A 15,986-nucleotide genomic window follows, 5' to 3' on the forward strand; every position below is an offset into this window, starting at 1 on the left:
TCGCGGAGGTGGTCAACTGAGCGATCCGACTGGCGTCGGGGAGGCCGTCGACGACCTGCTGGATCTTGTGCAGAGCTGGGCTCAGTGCAGGAACAGGCAGAGCGGATGGCCTGCGGGATCCAGCACCACCCTTAGGTCGGTCCGGAACTGCGGCTCGGCCAGCGTGCCTCCCAGCGACAGGGCGAGCTTCACTGCCTCGTTCAGAGCTGCCTGGCCCTCCTCCTCGGAGTATCTGCCGTCGTCGCCCGCGCTGGGTGGGGTGACCCGTAGTTCGAGGTGGATCATCTTCTGCTGGCGCCCGGGCTCCTCGGGCCAGGTGGGGCGCTCGTATCCTTCGGTCTGCTGGAATGACAGCCCGGTGCCATCATGCGGATGGCGCATCAACACCCAGTCCGGTTCGACCGCGGTCGGCTCCCAGCCGAGCAGGCCACCATAGAAATGGGCCATCTTCTGAGGGTCGGCGCAGTCGAGGTTCACCGTACGGACGACCATCGACGGCATTGACGACATTGCATCCTCCCGAATGCGGCAACGGGCTATCCGAGCCTACGGCAGCACCGGGACGCGTTACGACCGCGACGATCCGTCAGGGTGTGGGTGTAGGTCACGTGTACGCGGCGAACCAAAGCTGGGTCCACGCCGCAGGGCCGGACTATTCGTCGTTGAAGGGGCATGACGTGTCTGACGCCAAGGAGTTCCTGGAAGTTGTGGCCGACCTTCTGTCCGACAATCCGAACACCGACATAGACCTGTCGCTGAAAACGCCCCTGTCCGGCGGCGGGCTCGAGTTGACCTCGCTGGAGCTCATCCAGCTGCTGGTCCAACTGGAGGAGCGGCTCGGCATCACGATCCCCGACGACGCAGTCATGAACATCTTCCTCGACGATGTGGGCGACCTGTTCCAGCTTGTGACGTCGTGCACCAGCACGTCCATCGGGCACTCCCCGTCGTGACCCAACTAGACCTTCTGAAGCGGGCATCCGGCCGGCTGCGCCGACGGCGGGAGGAACGGGCGCCCAGCGGGCCCGCCCTCGGCTCGACGTTCAATCGGATCTGGGCAGCGCTGACGATCTCACTGATCGGCAGCGAGATCACCGTGCTTGCCATCCCCCTCATCGCCGCCGTCACGCTCAAGGCCACGCCGTTCGAGATGGGCGTCGTCAGCGCCGCGAGCAGCCTGCCTTTCCTGCTGTTCAGCCTGCCGACGGGGGTTTTCGTCGACCGCTTGCCCCGCAAGAAGGTCATGGTTGCGACGGATCTGGTGTCCGCCGTCATCCTCGTCTCGATCCCCTTGGCCTGGTTGTTCGACGCCGTATCCATCGTCCAAGTGAGCGTGGTGGCGTTCGGTGTAGGTACCTGCGCGGTATTCTTCCAGGTCGCTCACTACGCCTTCGTGCCCGCGATCGTCCCGGGCGACCGACTGGTCGACGCCAACGGTCGCCTCCAGGTGAGCTATTCGGCCTCGGACTACGCTGGCCCCGGCGTGGCCGGCGCGATGATCCAAGTCATGACCGCCCCACTCGCGGTTGTCGTGGACGCGCTGTCCTTCGTGGCATCCGCCCTGTTACTCGGCTCGCTGAAGGAGGGCGCGCTGCCCGTCCCTGAGGAGGAACGCCCGACTCTGAGGCAGGCCCTGGTCGACGGCTTGCGCTTCCTCCTCTACGAGCGAATGATGCAACCCATCATGCTGCTGGCCGGGCTGTGCATGATCTTCAACTCGGCGCTGACAGCCGTCACCGTGCTCTATTTCGTCCGCGGTCTCGGACTCAACCCGCTCACGATCGGTGTGCTTCTCGCGATTGGCGGTATCGGCGCGATCCCCGGTGCGGCTCTCGCCCGGTGGTCGGGCGAACGGTTCGGAGTTGGCCTCACCATCATCGGCGGCTGGGCGGTGTGGGGTGCATCTGGCGTAGCGATCCCGCTCATGGCCGGGCCGAAAGCCTTCGTCATCGTCATCCTCGGCCTTACAACCGCGGGGGGCGCGATGGCGTTCACCGCCGCCAACATCCAGCAGTGGACACTGCGACAGCTGCTGGCCCCCCAGAGCCTCGGCGGCCGGGTAACCGCCGGCTACCGGTTCATGGTCCAGGGAATGGGCGTGATCGGCGCGGCGAGTGGCGGGTACGTCGCCGGCCTGATCGGGCTACGGCCGTCCCTAGTCATCTACGCCATCGGGGGCGCCCTCGTTCCGCTTCTGGGTCTTCTGACGCCGCTGCGAGAACTCAAGACGTTGCCACCATCCGTCAACACACCCGAGGCAGCGTGAGGCCGGTCCGGTCTCGTATATCGACGTTGTATCGGCACCGCCGAGGATCGTCACGTGGACGTCTCATACCAGGTAGGTCAACCACCGTCGGCCGGTAACGCCGGGGACTTGCTACGGCTCGCCCCTACCCAGGAGGTCCAGTGGGAGGAGATGTGCGCAGAGTCGCCAGCGAATCCGGGAGCCTCGCGCAATCTCGTCATGGGCTGCCGGGTGTTCCAGGGCCGACTGGACGACGGTCGTTTCGACGCGGCGGTCGCTGGTGTCATACGGCGTCATGACGCGCTGCGTTTGGTGTTCGAACACGTCGGCTTAGACCCAACGATGCGCGCACGCGACGACGTGGCGATTCCCCTGTCGCGGCACGACGTACGCGGACCGCGGGCGGATGAGGATGCCAACGCGCTGCTGTGGCGGATGTACACCGCGCCGTTTGACGCCGGCGCGCAGCCGTGGTGGCGAATGTCGATCATTCGTCTGAACGACGAGAAGCACGTGGTGTCCGTGCTGTTCTCACACGTGGTCGCTGACGGATTCTCGTGCGCCGTCTTCTTCCGGGACCTCGTGGCCCACTATGTGGGTACTTCGGCGAGCCTGCCCCCGGCGCCCTCCATGCAGGAAATCATTGCGCGCCAGCAGCAGCGGTACGCCACGACGCCCGAACGCCTCGACTTCTGGCGTAAGCAGGTCGCGTCCATCTTCGAGATCTCCCGTCTCCTGCCCGATCGGCGGCCGCCCCTTGTTGACGCGCTGCGCCGGAAGTTTGTGTTCTTCGATTTGGCCGAGGACTGCGTCGTCGGCGTACGCCGGACCGCGTGGCGGGCTCGCACGACGCCGTTTGTCACGCTGCTTTCGGCGTACCACTTGACGTTGAGCCTGATGACCGGCAAGCGCGCGACCCTGATCGTGACCTCGACCACCGGACGCCGCGACGCGCTAGATCGGGCCGCGGTCTTCCAGATGGCCAGTTACCCGTACGTGGTGCTGGATGTGGCCGACGACGACACCCTGCTGGGCCTCGCGCGGCGCGCGCACGCGAACCTCGACGCCGCGATCGCAAACGTCATGCCGTACACCGAGTTGGCGGCGGCCGTGAACCCGGCGTTCGGGGCGTCGCGGCCGTGGCCGGATGTGAACCTGGTGGATGGAATCTTCCACTCATGGCCGCACAGCGGCGATGAGATCGTCGCCCCCGGCCTGGTGGTCACCCCGGTGGACAACCCAGTGCCGCCGCCGTCCGAGACGATCGTCGGTCCACGGCGCGGTGTGCCCCCGAGCGGCGATCTTCCGCCCGAGCTAGCCGGGTGCCGTCCCGGGCTGACGGTGAGTGTTGAACGCGACAGCTGTGTCGTGTTCTTCAACGACCAACTGTACTCAGAGGCGGCCATGGACCGGTTCGTTGCCGCCTTCACCTGGCTGGCCGAACGTTTCGCGTCGGCTCCGGACTTGAAGGTCAGGCAGGTCGCGGATGACTTCGAGACGAGATTCGGTGTAATCGATCCAGTTATGGAGCAGACGCAGTGAACGCTGAGGAGATCATCCACGAGTCCAACGAACGAGGTTTTGTCGTGCTGAAGGATTCGTTCTCCAACGTGAGGTGGCGGCGATCCGCCCCGCATAGGTGATCTTGTGCAGAATCTTATGCAGATCATGCTTGGCGACCGGAACAGCAGTGATGGCTTCCGGCCGGTCACCTTGACCCGGTGAGTATGCCCATGTCCTGCACCGTAACGATCATCGGACTCGGCCCTCGTGGGCTGGGTGTGCTCGAGCGGCTGGTCACCCTCGCCGAGCGTGCCGACGCCCCTCAGACCCGCATCGAGGTGCAGGTCATCGACCCCAACTGCACCGGCTCCGGCGTGCATTCCATCGATCAGCCCGACTATCTGCAGATGCACGGCCCGGGAACCGACCTCACCATGTTCCCGGACAGCGCTAGTCTGGACAGCGAGCCGGAGTACGCTGGCCCCAACCTCTTCGAGTGGGCTCAGCACCAGGGCGTGCTCGTGCCGGAGCGGCCGGGCAGCCGGGAGGACCGCCCCGTCCGGCCGACCGACTTCCTGCCACGGCGGGTGTTCGGGAAGTATCTGAGCTGGTTTCTCGATCACCTCGTCGCCCGGGCGGGGAAGCGAGTGGTGATCTCGTTCCATCGCGACGTGGCCGTGGATGCCCGCGAGGAATCCGATGGGCGCATCACCGTCACGTGCCGCAGTGGTGCAGAGGTTTCCTCCGACTTCCTCCTCCTCACCATCGGCTATGGACAGGGTTCCGAGGCGTGCTCCGGGCGCGCCGGGCCGCTTCCGCCCTTCCCGTTGCCAAGCGAGGTCCTCGACATCCCGGCCGGTGCACGGATCGCGGTGTCGGGTTTCGGCCTCACCGCACTGGACATCGTGAGCTGCCTGACCGTGGGACGCGGCGGCACCTTCCGGACCCGTGGCGTTGATCTGGCCTACGTTCCCGGGGGGCTGGAACCGCAGATCGTGATGTTCTCCCGATCCGGTGTGCCTGCTCGTGCCCGGCCACACCGGGTTGGCGTGCGTCAGGAGCACGAGCCGGCGGTGCTGACGGACGATCTGGTTCGCCGCTTGCGCTCACGAGGCCCTGGGACGCTGGACTTCGAATCCGATCTACTTCCGTTCATCGAAACCGAAATGCGGGTCGCCTACTGGCGGACGTACGCGCGCGGGGCGTATCGGCACAAGATAGACGAAGCAGTCGCCGCCAGCGATCAGCACGGGCTCGCGCAGGTACTCAATGCGTTGGGGAGCAAGCACGGCCCCGTCGATACGCATGCCCTCTTCACGGGTGAGGTGGGCATGTGCCGGAACGATGCAGGGTCGTACGAGCAGTGGGTGCAGGAGTACATCGCCGCCGATCTCGATGATGCCTCCCGGTACCCGCACGACAGCCCGGTGAAGGCGGCCTTGGAGGCCATCGCAGACGCCTTCGACACAGTCCGCGCCATCGTGGCCCGCGGCGTCCTCGCGGCCCGCTCGCAGGCGGCGTTCATGGATGTCCACGGCCCCCGGCTGCGGCGGATCACGGTGGGACCCATCGCGGACCGCCAGGCCGAGCTTCTTGCGCTGATGCGCGCGGGTATCGTCAGTACGCCATTGGGGCCGGATCCGATCGTTGAAACCGGACCCGATGGCGTGACGTTGCGGGCTCGCCGGCTAGCCGAGCCGACCGAGATTCGGGTCGCGGCGCTGCTGCCCGGACACGTCACGACGCCCCGGCTGGACGGATCCGGACCAGATCTGATCACCAACCTCCACGCACGAGGGATGCTCCGCCCGTACGGAGCTACCGGCTCCGGCGCTAGCACGGTGGACGTGGACGAGCACTTGCATCCCCGTGACCGCCTTGGACGCTCGCACCCCCGGATCTGGCTGCTGGGCCCGATCTGCGAGGGCGTGTCGTTTTATACGCACGTCCTGCCGGAACCGGGGAACCGCTCGGACTGCGTGGTGGACGCTCACCGCGTGGTCACGGAACTCCTTGCCTCGGCGACAGCGAGCCGCTGATCTCGTGGCTCTCGCGGTCCTTGGGTCCGGATACCTACGGGAAGGTCGAGTACCACGGGCCGTCGCTAAGGCTGCGTCGTGAGAGATGGTCGATGGTCCAGCCAGAGTCGTAACCATTGCCCTCGACTGCCCGTCAGATCGCGGCCGACTCAGCCGACCTGCAATCGGTTAGTAGCATCACACCGACTGAATGGCTCCGGTTCCGGTGCCGCGCACGATCAGATCCCCTTGGGCGCCGACTGGTTGGCGTCCAGGACGCGGTTGAGGCCCATGCCATTGCATAGCCGGTCCGCCGCGGTCTGGAGCTGCTCGTCGAGGCGGTCGCGATCCTCGCCCCACCCGAGGGCATAGCCGGCCCGGCCGCCGTCGCTCATCGGTACGCGTAGCTTCTGGCCGGGCAGCGCCTGCTGTCCGATCTCGTGCACATCGGGCAGACCTGCCATTACTTCGGCCGGTGGCACGAATCGCCCAACTGTGCCCTCGGCGATGAGGTACTGGGCCTGGGCGTGGGGGGCGGTGGGCTCCTGGGTCTGGACGTCCGCTGCGGTCACACAGTCGCCGAGCGCCAATCTAGCTTGTATCTCATAGAGGTTGACCCCAGTGGTTCTTGCGGTCATCTCAGGGACGAACGCCCCGCCCGGGCGCAGTGAGGACTCCAGGATGGTCCAACGGTCGCCATCCACTTTGTACTCTGCGTGGATCAGGCCATCGCGCAAGCCGAGCGCCCCAGCCAGCCGTGTGGCCTCGGCCGCCGCGCTCTTGTCGAGATTATGCGCCCCAAACTTCCCGGACGAGCACACAAAGCCCGGCCCGTCGAGGTGGTCGGCCTCGGTGACGGAGACGAAGACTATCTTGCCGTCGCTGACGACTGCCTCGACGCAGACCTCGAGCCCACTGAGGCGGTCCTCGATGATCGCGGTACGGGTCGGCGACATCGCGAGCACGACGCCGAGCTTGAGCCGAGCATCTTCCGGCGAGTCGATCGCCAAGGCGCCGAGCCCCCCGGAAGCATCAACCGGCTTGAGAACGGCCGGTCCGGACCGTTGAGCGTAGAAGGCGTCCAGATCACCAGCCGAGGTCACCTCTCGCCAGGCGACAGTGGCTAGGCCAGCCGAGTCGTACAGCTTGCGCTGCAACGACTTAGAACGCGCGGCGGCCGCCGGTCCGGTACCGATCGAGGGTAGGCTCGCCGTTTCCGCAAGGACGGAGACTACGTACTGGGAGTCATCGGCCAATGTGGTGATCCCGTCGGCCTGCCGCGCCAGCCTCGTCAGAGCGTCGATATCGGCGCAGGTGTCCCGGACGTCGTAGGGCCAGAACTCGTCAGCCAGCGGCTCATACCGCGACGTCGAGTGCCCGTCGACCAGGGTGACGTGCAACCCCATCGCTTTCCAGGTGACGAAGGACTGCATCCGCATCGACGTGGCCCCCAGCACCAGCAGCCGCGGAGCCGAACCCAGGGTAGATGTGCCAGCGCGCATGGTGTCGACGCTGGCACGGCCGCGTACACACCCGATACAACTTCACATGGCTCTCGAAGTCGCTGTCCCAAGCCCGGGCCGAAGCGCGCTGGCAGCAGCTCCTCGGGGATGGCCGGGCCGACCAGCCGGACGGCTCTGCCTCGGCCATCATCCGGCCAATTGCTGGCGAGCATCATGTCCCCGGCCCCGCGGACCCCCGGCCACTCAGCAGGACAGGAACTTCTGATCAACTGAAGGGCAGGGCTTCGGCGTAGTCGCGTGACGCCCGTTTTGTGATCACCCGAGGCTGAGCAGTGCGAGGGGCCGGCGGGGGTCACGTGCGTTTGCAGCGGAGGCCGGCCGCGATGTTCTTGGCTCCGGCTGCCCGTAGGGCTCCGATTGCGAGGTGGCGCCAGGTGGCCATTGCGCGAGGTGCGTGCGTTGCCGGTCCGCATATGTGAGGCGTCTTCGGCGAAGGTGGTGTCGCGGACGCGGTGCAGCGACCTCGATTTTCCAGTGGTCGCGGACGAGTCGGGCGAGCTGGGCCGGCCTGGTCGTCGTCGCTGTAATGCTGTCGCGGCGAGATTCACATAATGCGGCTATTGGTTTTCCTGGCCAGCGCCCACACGTAATACCACTTGTTCTCTCGAAGTGGTCGTATGCTGTTTTCCATTGTGGCATGGATGATGCCCCAGACACCGCCGCTGGCGCCGACGGCAGCGACTGCTGACGCTAGTGCTGGGCCGTATACGGCGACGAGGATTGCACCTACCGAACCGATCGTGGCACCGCTGGCGGCCATGGCTCGCGTGCGGCGCGTTTTCTCCATCGCCGCACGAATAGACCGGACTTCATCCTTGATCTGGAGGCCAAGTTTGACCAATTCGCGATCTGACTGGACATCGTCTAATGACTCATCCAATTCGAGGAAGCTCTGCCGAAGGAAGTCGCGGAAGGCGGAGTACGAATCAAACTCCTCGATGGTGATCTTGCTGAAGTCGCGCAAGCTCACGCACTCCACGAAGGGTAGGTCCAACTGAAGTATGGGCCGGACGAGGCTGCCCTTGATCGGCTCGGCACCGGAGGCGTCGATTGCCCGTCCATCCCTGATCAGATAATCGATGGCCGTGACCTGCTCGGGGGCGCGGAAGGGCTCGCGACGAGTCCCCGCGACCGTGTCGTACGTGGATAGTGCGTAGCTGGGCAGGTACCAGGCTAGTCCCGCTTTCAGCAATGGCTCGGCTGCCAGAAGCCACTGGCCAAGTGCGACCAAGCTCGGGCACCGCATCCCGAACACGTCGGTTCTGTTGTCCGACAAGAGTGATTGCGTGTTCGCGAAACTGTCGCTGAGGCGCGACGCCATCACCGTTTTTCCGTCAGTAAAATTGCCGCGGTTTGACCTCAGTGCAGGAGTCGTGCGGATACGGTTCACTATGCCGAGTTCGCGATATTCTCCCGACCAGCCGTGCGATAGCAGCAGAGTGTCCGTTATCAGTGCGGTGCGCTTGGTTATCTGTTCAAACTCGCGAGTATCCGCCCCTGCTGCCAGTCCCACGTAGAATCGGGACTTGGACAGCCTCTTCTCGTCTGCCAGACTCTTGGCCGCATTGTCCCACATCAGGCGACCGTAGACTCTTGCCACCGTCTCCGGATCAACCCTGTCCTTCTTCAGGGCCTTGAAGAAGGCGTGCATGCGCTGAGCTATTACCTGGTTCTGGACGACACGCTGACGTCTGAACATGTTCGCACCATAGCCCACCTTCAGGGCGAGGACTTCGGTAAAGCCGCTCGATGTCTGTTTCGTGATCATGTGAGTCCGAGGAGGGCGAGCGGTCGGAGGGCGTCGCGGGCGTTGTGTCGCAGGGTGGAAGCGATGTTGGTCTTGCAGGCCAGGCGGAGGGCTCCGATGGCGAGGTTGCGCCAGGTCGCCATGGCGCGGGGTGAGGTGCCTGTGCGCAGTTGGGAGGCATCCTCGGCGAAGGTCACGTCGCGGATGTGGTGGAGTGACTCGATCTTCCAGTGATCGCGGATCAGCGTCGCGAGCTGGTCCGGGGTGGCCTCCTCCGCTGTCAAGTCGGTGACGGCGTAGACGGTCTTGATGCTGACCCTGCCGGTCTTCCGGTCGACCCGGCGACGCTTGAGCTGCACGGCCTGACGCGCCCCGGGGAAGAGCAGGTTGTTCACGGTGCACACCTTGATCCGACGGATCTCATCGCGGCCGTGGCCGGTGTCGCGGGTGTGGCCCTGCAGGGGGATCCGTTTCCAGGGAAGGGATTTGAGCTGCTTGCGGAGCTTCTTCTGGTTCCCCTTGACGATCACGATGTAGTGCGCGCCCCGGCCGAGCAGGTAGGCGGCGTGCTTGCGCTGGGTGTGCATCGCGTCGCTGGTCACGACGGTGCACGTCAGGTCGGCGACGGTCTTCAGGAGCGGCTGGAAGCAGGTGATTTCGTTGGTTTTCTCGCCCACGTCGAGCTGCGCCAGGACCAGGCCGGTGGTGTGCTCGCAGGCGGCAAGCAAGTGGATCTTGCGCCCGGTCGCCTTGGCGGCGCCGCGCAGGCTCTTGCCATCGACCGCCAGTCCGCGCATCCGGCCGTCGGCGCTGGTGCGCCGGTCGGCCAGCCAGCGGCCCACCGCCTGGTCCAGCGCGTCGCCATCGATGCGGCTCAGTAGACGCCTCACCGTTGCTTCCGCAGGCAGACACCGTTTCGGGCACAGCGGATCGGGCCGTACGCCAAGGCGTTCCAGGACTGCGGGGGAGTATCGGCGATCCACTCGCCGACCGCGAGCAGGGAGGTCGCTCCGGTCAGTACCGCACACGCGGTCAGCGCGAGCACGACGATCAGAGCGTGCCGCACGCCGCGCGGATCTCGCGGATCGGGCACCTCGGCCAGCCGCTCCAGCAGGCCGGGGATCTCCTCGGCCACGGCCTCGGGATGCTCGCGGAGTTGGTCAAAAGCAGGTGGGATCGGCGATGATGCGTCGAAAAGCACGGTCTTCCACTCGGATCACGGGGCGTCGAGAACTCCATGATCTTGGAAGCCGTGCCGGCACCGGCGCTGACCTGACGGAACACCACGAACCGGGCAACACTCAACTACGCCGAAGCCTTGGTTCGTCGTGCGATCGCGGTCATGACAGGGTGCGTACGACCTTCCGGAGCGCCGCGCCGATGTCCTCCATGTCGCTTTCAGTTCCCAGTAACGTGCTGTGGTGGGTAACCACGGTGTTCCGGCCGAAGAAGTCGGCATGCGGGAATTCCCGACCGTCGTGCAGCCGCACGAATTCGTCGGCCAGCGGGCGAAGGGTCGGTTTCGTCCACGGCCGGAGCAGGCGACTGGTGTTGAGAGGCTCATCCGTGAGATAGAACTCGGTGCCCAGCTCGGCCGAAAGCACCCGGGCCAGATACGGCGCGCTCGTACCCGTGGGCAATTCATCGAAGATGAAGGGCAGCTCGTAGATGGACATCTGGGTCTGCCCCGGGTGTGGCCGGTGCAGTCGGACGCCAGGGATACCTTCGACGATAGCGGCCAGCAGGTCGTAGTTGCGGCGGCGGGTAGCATGCTGCTCGTCGATGACCTCAAGCTGGGCGCACAGGAGCGCGGCGCCGAACTCGCTGAGGCAGAAGTTAGAGCCCATGATGGAGGCCGTTTCTACGGTCTCGAGCTCGCCGCAGCGTCCACGGTCCGTGCGGTAGCTGCGCGAGTCCGCGCGCAGCTCCTCCAGACGGAGGGCCAGCGCGTCGTCGTCGGTGACGACGGCACCGCCCTCGCCGCTGCTGAGTACCTTTCCTTGCTGGGTACTGAAGCAGCCGAGGCGCCCCCATGTCCCAGCGGTCCGGCCGTACAGTCCGGCACCATGAGCCTGGGCACAGTCCTCGACCATAAGAATCCCCGATCGGTCGCCCAGGGCCGTGAGCGCCTCCATGTCCGCCATACAGCAGGACCAGTGGACCACCACGGCCGCCTTGGCATCCACGCCCAGGTCCACGTCGTCGGGACTCATGCATCCGGTGACCGCGTCTACATCGGTCAGCACCGGCACCAGGCCTGCGCGCAAAGCCGCGGTGGCGGATGCCGTCCAAGTCAGCGCAGGGACGAGAACCCGGTCCCCGTAGTCGAGGCCCAACGACTCCAAACCGATGACGAGCGCGCTGGAACCATGGTCCACAGGTACGCAATGGCGGGTGCCCACCCAGGCGGCGAACTCGCGGGCGAAACGGCGCTCGAACAGTTCGGAGTCGCGGATTGGGCCGGTGAGCGTCCAACGACGGCCGTGCAACACGTCGAGCAGATAGCGCTCAGCCGCCGGTGGTGACTGTGGCCACTGGGGCCACGGCTTGCCGGGCGACCGCACCGGGATGCCGCCGTCGATCGCCAGCGACACAAGTGAGGGAGTGGCCATGGCTGGCAGCGTGCTCACCCTGGATATGCCGCGCATACACCCGAGCAGACTGTCAGCGCAGCCTCACCGGCACCTGACCATGAGGAATTTGCCGACTGTATCTCAGGTGTAGGCGGCAGGACGACCGTCGTTGGCACCGACCGGTTCTCGCAAGCGGCCGTGCACCGGTGGAACGGCTACGCCACTACCGTGCGCTAGGGGCCGAGCGCGGGGACCTCCGAGGGACGCTGAACTACCGCGAGCCGGACTCGGGGTACCCGCATGAGCGGTGGATCTCCGACCAGCGTACCGAATACACCGCCGGCATGCAGGGCGGCAGAGGTCTGCAGCGAGCGAAGCAACTCACGGAGCTCGGGATGGTGTGATCCGCGCCGGAGGACGCTCGGTGTGAACGTCGAGGACGAGGAGAACCGACTGTGACCAGCACCCATACCCATCCCGTCACCCTGGACACGACGGTCCACCACATCGGCGTCCAGACCCTCGACTTGGACAACTCCTTGGCTTGGTACCGCGACTATCTAGGGTGCGAGCCGACCTGGACACTCACCACGTTCTCGGATCTGACCCACCGCCGGCTGCCGGGGATCACCCGGCTCACCGAGCTTGTGCTCGGCAACGCGCACCTCCACCTGATTGAGCGACCGGGGCTACCGGCCCTCGACCCGCAGACGAGCATTGTCCAGTTTCAGCACGTGTGCCTCGCGGTCGAGACACCCGAGGAGCTCGAGCGACTCCGGGACCGCTGGATCGCTCTGTACGACTCCGGCCAGTACATTTTCACCCTCCCGACGTATCCGACCGACGTCGTCGTCGACGACGATGGGGTCAGCAGCTTCTACACCTATGACGTCAACGGCCTAGAGTTCGAGTTCACCCACATCCCGCCCCGGGTCTGACACGTCCCGGGCATGGCCGTCAGCTGAGCTCCTGCCAACAGTGATGCGGCACCGGCAGGCATCCGCCTGCGGTGCCGGAAGATCGGTCGGCAAGGTGAAGTTCAGGTTTGCCAGCATGTCTTACCAAGAGCCGAGGACATCCATCAGCTTGCCCCGCGCAGTTCCGGGTAAGGGGCCAACGATGTCACCGGCTCGCCCCGCAGCGCCGTGGTGTGGACGGCTCGTAGCAATGGCCCAGGCTCTGTGCCGAGCTCCCGGTTGAGGAGCTTCCGCACGCGGGAGTAGGCCTTCAGGGCGTCGACGGTGCGCCCGGAGGCGTGCAGTACGCCTATCAGCGCAGCCCACAGGCTCTCGTCGAGCGGCCGCTCCCCCAATGCCTCTAGCAAATTGTTTGAGAGACCCTGCCGTTGACCGGCCACGAAGCGGGCGTTGACCCACGCGGCGTATGTCTGCCACCGCTGCTCTTCCAGTGCGATCGTCTTCGCCCGCTCGCGCGGTCCGAGCTCGATGTCGGGCAGAGGATCGCCGCGCCACAAGCTGAGGGCCTGCCCTAACAGGTCCGCCGCCGCCACCGCCGAGCCGCACGACCACTGCCGCTCACCCTGCTCGACCAAGGATCCGAAGCGGTGGAAGTCCACGGACTCTGGCGCAGTGCTGAGGCGATACCCGCCCATCAGGCTCTCCAGCTGGTACTTTCCGGCACCATCGTCGAGGAGCGACCTCAGCTGGCACACGTAAGTCCGCACGTTCGCGACCGCCGACTTGGGCGGGTTATCGGGCCAGATTCCGTCCAGGATCTGCTCCAACGGGACCACGCGGTTGGCGTGTAGCACAAGGATGGCCATCAATGCCCGGGACCGCTTGCCCTGGATTGCCACCGGTGTTCCGTTCTGGTTGTTGACCTCCAAGTAACCCAGTACTGAGTAGCGCATCGATGCACCCCTTCTCGCCTTGAGGTTGTGTTTGAGAGGACGCGTAGCGATGCATCACGAACCTAGCGCCGGGGCGTGAGGCGCGAAATTGCACGCGGGTGGTAAATGAGGTCCTGCCGCCACACTGCTAGGTGCAAGTTGCCTCATCCCCTGGGGTTAACAGTTGGCGCTGTCGTCTCCCTCGAGAGGTGGAGTCCGCACCCCCTCCTCGGGTGACTCATGCGGCCCGTATGACGCATGTAGGTGGCGTCCCGATCGTGGGGCCGTCTCGGAGCGGCTCTTGGTCATCGACGGAACCGATATGGGCGAAGCGGCGTTCTCGTCAGCGTGGTCGGTGGTGACGGTGTTCTCGTTGTCCGTCAGGACGTAGGCGGGCACCCTGTCGATCCGTCGGAACGTCGCGTCCAGACACGTAGTGATCGTCGGGAGCGCCTTGTCCCAAATCGGCGTGAATGCGGAAGCGGACCAGGCCACCCCCTCGCACTACAGGATGGTCCTGCAGCCATGGATCAACGGACCTTGGCCGAAGTCGTACTGCAGCCACGCCCCTGGCTCGGTCACGGCCGATACACCCGGCGCTTACCCGCCTTGAACTGGGCATTCGCCTCAGCCGCCGTGCGGCGGATGGTGCGTTCGGCGCTGGTGAAACCGATCGCCACGATCCTCTGGTGCACCGCGTCCGCCGGATCCCGCCCTGAGAGCAGACCACCAGCTCCTCGGTCTTCGGCAAGTACGCGTCGATCGCGCGGGCACGGTGACGATGCTGTTCGTGATGTCGACGTCCCGCGCAAGCCGCAAGGCCACGCTGGACTTGGCATGGCACGGCCTCTGGATCAGCTCGCCATGGAGCGTGCAGCGGCGGCGACAGCGAGCAGGGCGCCCACGTGGGTGGGGGTCTGGAACCACTGCCCTTCCAGATGCAGGGTCCGGTCGCCATTCAGTACCAGGGGCACGGTGCTGAGCAGGCGCACGTCGAACCGCTGGTCATGGCGTAACGTGACGCGAACGTCCCGGAAGCTGAGCCAGGCGCCGGTGGCGGGGTGCCAAAGCTTGAAGATCGCCTCTTTGCAGCAGAACAGCACCATGCCCCACGACACCGTGAGGCTCTCCTGCTCGAGGTGGCGCAGGTGCTTGCGCTCGGACTCATCGGCGATGAAGCCCTCGACTCCCGGCGGCAGCGCACGCGCCTCCTCGGCGTCGATCCCCAACGCGACGACGTCCTTGCTCGAGGCCACGGCGGCCGCGCGCAGCCCCGTGCAGTGCGTGAGGCTCCCCACGAACCCCGGTGGCCACTGTGGCTCACCGTGCTTGCCGGGGAGTATCGCGCCTGCCTGTGCCCCGAGCAACCGCAAGGAGTGCCGAGCACACCACCGCGCCGTACGGAACTCGACCAGTCGGGCTCGAGGGGCGCCGGCCAGGTGTGTCTCCTCCTCCGGGTGAGCCGTCTCGGCGACGTCCTCTGCTGTCTGCGTCACCGTGATCCGAGGGTTCGAGAGGCCATTGAAGAGCGTCGCCACCGCACGATGCTCGTCCAGCTCCACGCCGCCGTCAACGTGCTCGTCGGGACGCCGAGGCGAGATGTATGGCGGATATAGGCAACGCCGGGAGGGTGCGAGAGGTCGTGCAGGAGTCGAGCTACCGAACGACGACAGCTGTGTGATCTGCCGACAGCCTGCGGAGGGAGAGTGGATGCTGACTCAGGATCAGATCGACGCGTTCGACAAGCACGGCTACGTGATGCTCCCGGATCTGTTCTCTCCGGAGGAGCTCGCCGCTATGGATGCGGAGATCCTGCGGCTGAAGCAGCTCGACCACCCGCAGCGTTTGCTCGAGGTGGAGTCCAACCTGGTCCGTGCGATCTACGGGCTCGAAACGTCGAGCGAAGTCCTCGAGCGGCTGACCCGCGACCCGCGAGTGGCGACGCCCGCGCAGCAGGTGCTGCGGTCGAAGGTGTACCTGTACCAGACGCAGGTGAGCCCAAAGATGGCCTTCCGCAGCGCCGCCTGGGAGTGGCATCAGGACTTCATGTATTGGTGCCGCGAGGACGGGATGCCGACGCCCAATGCAGTGAGCATCGCCATCCACCTGGACGACGTCACGGAGTTCAACGGCCCGCTGTATATCGTCGCCGGCTCCCACACGTGGGACCTCGAGCAGGTCACCGCGCAGCAGGGCGACGGCTGGGAGGGGAGCGCGCGCAGCGGCGACAAGTACAAGATCTCCGATGAGTCGCTGTCGCAGCTGATCGATGAGAGCAAGCTGGTCTCGGTGAAGGCGCCTCGCGGGACCGCGGTGATATTCCACAGCGGGTTGCTGCACTGCTCGCCCCCGAACCTCTCTCCCCGCGACCGGACCGTGCTCTTCGTGCGCTACAACGCCGTGGACAACGCGCTGCGACCGGTTCCCGAGCCCCGACCGGAGTGGCTGGCGCCTCGCCACAACATGGCGATCTCCCCGTCGGAGTCGACCTTCTTGAGCAGCGCCTCCCACTGAGGTCGGGTGAGACG

14 protein-coding genes and 1 pseudogene are annotated in these 15,986 nt (G+C 65.8%); 6 read left to right on the top strand and 9 right to left on the bottom strand.

Annotation, left to right across the window (positions count from 1 at the left end):
- Positions 1-81 precede the first annotated feature (81 nt).
- Positions 82-510, bottom strand: a complete 429-nt coding sequence (locus ACTWP8_RS07205; RefSeq protein ID WP_443321298.1) for a VOC family protein — start codon at positions 508-510, stop codon at positions 82-84.
- Positions 511-677: 167 nt separating this feature from the next.
- Here ACTWP8_RS07205 and ACTWP8_RS07210 point away from each other — a divergent pair, with 167 nt between their 5' ends.
- The 4 genes from ACTWP8_RS07210 to ACTWP8_RS07225 all read left to right on the top strand — a co-directional run bounded on the left by ACTWP8_RS07210 (position 678) and on the right by ACTWP8_RS07225 (position 5,787).
- On the top strand, positions 678-953 hold the full coding sequence (locus ACTWP8_RS07210; RefSeq protein ID WP_443321299.1) for an acyl carrier protein: 276 nt from the start codon (positions 678-680) through the stop codon (positions 951-953).
- The gene (locus ACTWP8_RS07215; RefSeq protein ID WP_443321300.1) at positions 950-2,266 is read left to right on the top strand and encodes an MFS transporter; all 1,317 of its coding nucleotides are present in this window, start codon (positions 950-952) and stop codon (positions 2,264-2,266) included. The genes ACTWP8_RS07210 and ACTWP8_RS07215 overlap by 4 nt, the downstream gene beginning before the upstream one ends.
- A gap of 54 nt (positions 2,267-2,320) precedes the next feature.
- Positions 2,321-3,787: a condensation domain-containing protein gene (locus ACTWP8_RS07220; RefSeq protein ID WP_443321301.1), complete on the top strand. Its 1,467-nt coding sequence runs from the start codon at positions 2,321-2,323 to the stop codon at positions 3,785-3,787.
- A 191-nt stretch (positions 3,788-3,978) separates the two neighbouring features.
- Positions 3,979-5,787 carry an FAD/NAD(P)-binding protein gene (locus ACTWP8_RS07225; RefSeq protein ID WP_443321302.1) on the top strand — a complete coding sequence of 603 codons (1,809 nt, stop codon included), beginning with the start codon at positions 3,979-3,981 and terminating at the stop codon, positions 5,785-5,787.
- A gap of 218 nt (positions 5,788-6,005) precedes the next feature.
- Here the strand turns inward: ACTWP8_RS07225 and ACTWP8_RS07230 are convergent, their stop codons facing one another.
- The 5 genes from ACTWP8_RS07230 to ACTWP8_RS07250 form a co-directional block, all read right to left on the bottom strand.
- The gene (locus ACTWP8_RS07230; protein WP_443321469.1) at positions 6,006-7,268 is read right to left on the bottom strand and encodes a hypothetical protein; all 1,263 of its coding nucleotides are present in this window, start codon (positions 7,266-7,268) and stop codon (positions 6,006-6,008) included.
- A gap of 565 nt (positions 7,269-7,833) precedes the next feature.
- Complete coding sequence (locus ACTWP8_RS07235; protein WP_443321303.1) at positions 7,834-9,057, bottom strand: hypothetical protein; 1,224 nt, start codon at positions 9,055-9,057, stop codon at positions 7,834-7,836.
- Positions 9,054-9,926, bottom strand: a complete 873-nt coding sequence (locus ACTWP8_RS07240) for an ISAs1 family transposase (protein WP_443321304.1) — start codon at positions 9,924-9,926, stop codon at positions 9,054-9,056. The genes ACTWP8_RS07235 and ACTWP8_RS07240 overlap by 4 nt, the downstream gene beginning before the upstream one ends.
- Positions 9,923-10,171 (bottom strand): transposase family protein, encoded by a 249-nt coding sequence (locus ACTWP8_RS07245; RefSeq protein ID WP_443321305.1) that lies wholly within the window; start codon positions 10,169-10,171, stop codon positions 9,923-9,925. Before ACTWP8_RS07245 ends, ACTWP8_RS07240 begins: the two co-directional genes overlap by 4 nt.
- Positions 10,172-10,376: 205 nt before the next feature.
- Positions 10,377-11,684, bottom strand: a complete 1,308-nt coding sequence (locus tag ACTWP8_RS07250; protein ID WP_443321306.1) for a DegT/DnrJ/EryC1/StrS family aminotransferase — start codon at positions 11,682-11,684, stop codon at positions 10,377-10,379.
- Positions 11,685-12,064: 380 nt separating this feature from the next.
- On the opposite strand from ACTWP8_RS07250, the gene ACTWP8_RS07255 reads away from it, so the two are divergent.
- Entirely contained in the window at positions 12,065-12,547 is a 483-nt protein-coding gene (locus ACTWP8_RS07255) for a VOC family protein (RefSeq protein ID WP_443321307.1), read from the top strand.
- A gap of 143 nt (positions 12,548-12,690) precedes the next feature.
- Here ACTWP8_RS07255 and ACTWP8_RS07260 read toward each other — a convergent pair whose 3' ends face one another.
- The 3 genes and pseudogenes from ACTWP8_RS07260 to ACTWP8_RS07270 all read right to left on the bottom strand — a co-directional run bounded on the left by ACTWP8_RS07260 (position 12,691) and on the right by ACTWP8_RS07270 (position 14,954).
- Positions 12,691-13,479, bottom strand: coding sequence for an AfsR/SARP family transcriptional regulator (locus ACTWP8_RS07260; RefSeq protein WP_443321308.1), 789 nt, complete (start codon positions 13,477-13,479; stop codon positions 12,691-12,693).
- 327 nt (positions 13,480-13,806) lie between these two features.
- Positions 13,807-14,347, bottom strand: a pseudogene (locus tag ACTWP8_RS07265) (IS21 family transposase); the annotation flags it as partial.
- Entirely contained in the window at positions 14,313-14,954 is a 642-nt protein-coding gene (locus ACTWP8_RS07270) for a 4'-phosphopantetheinyl transferase family protein (RefSeq protein ID WP_443321309.1), read from the bottom strand. The gene ACTWP8_RS07270 and the pseudogene ACTWP8_RS07265, both read right to left, overlap by 35 nt.
- A 214-nt stretch (positions 14,955-15,168) precedes the next feature.
- Here ACTWP8_RS07270 and ACTWP8_RS07275 point away from each other — a divergent pair, with 214 nt between their 5' ends.
- Positions 15,169-15,972, top strand: coding sequence for a phytanoyl-CoA dioxygenase family protein (locus ACTWP8_RS07275; RefSeq protein WP_443321310.1), 804 nt, complete (start codon positions 15,169-15,171; stop codon positions 15,970-15,972).
- Positions 15,973-15,986: the final 14 nt, after the last annotated feature.

The organism is Streptomyces sp. 7N604, assembly GCF_052245475.1.
Classification (GTDB): domain Bacteria; phylum Actinomycetota; class Actinomycetes; order Streptomycetales; family Streptomycetaceae; genus Streptomyces.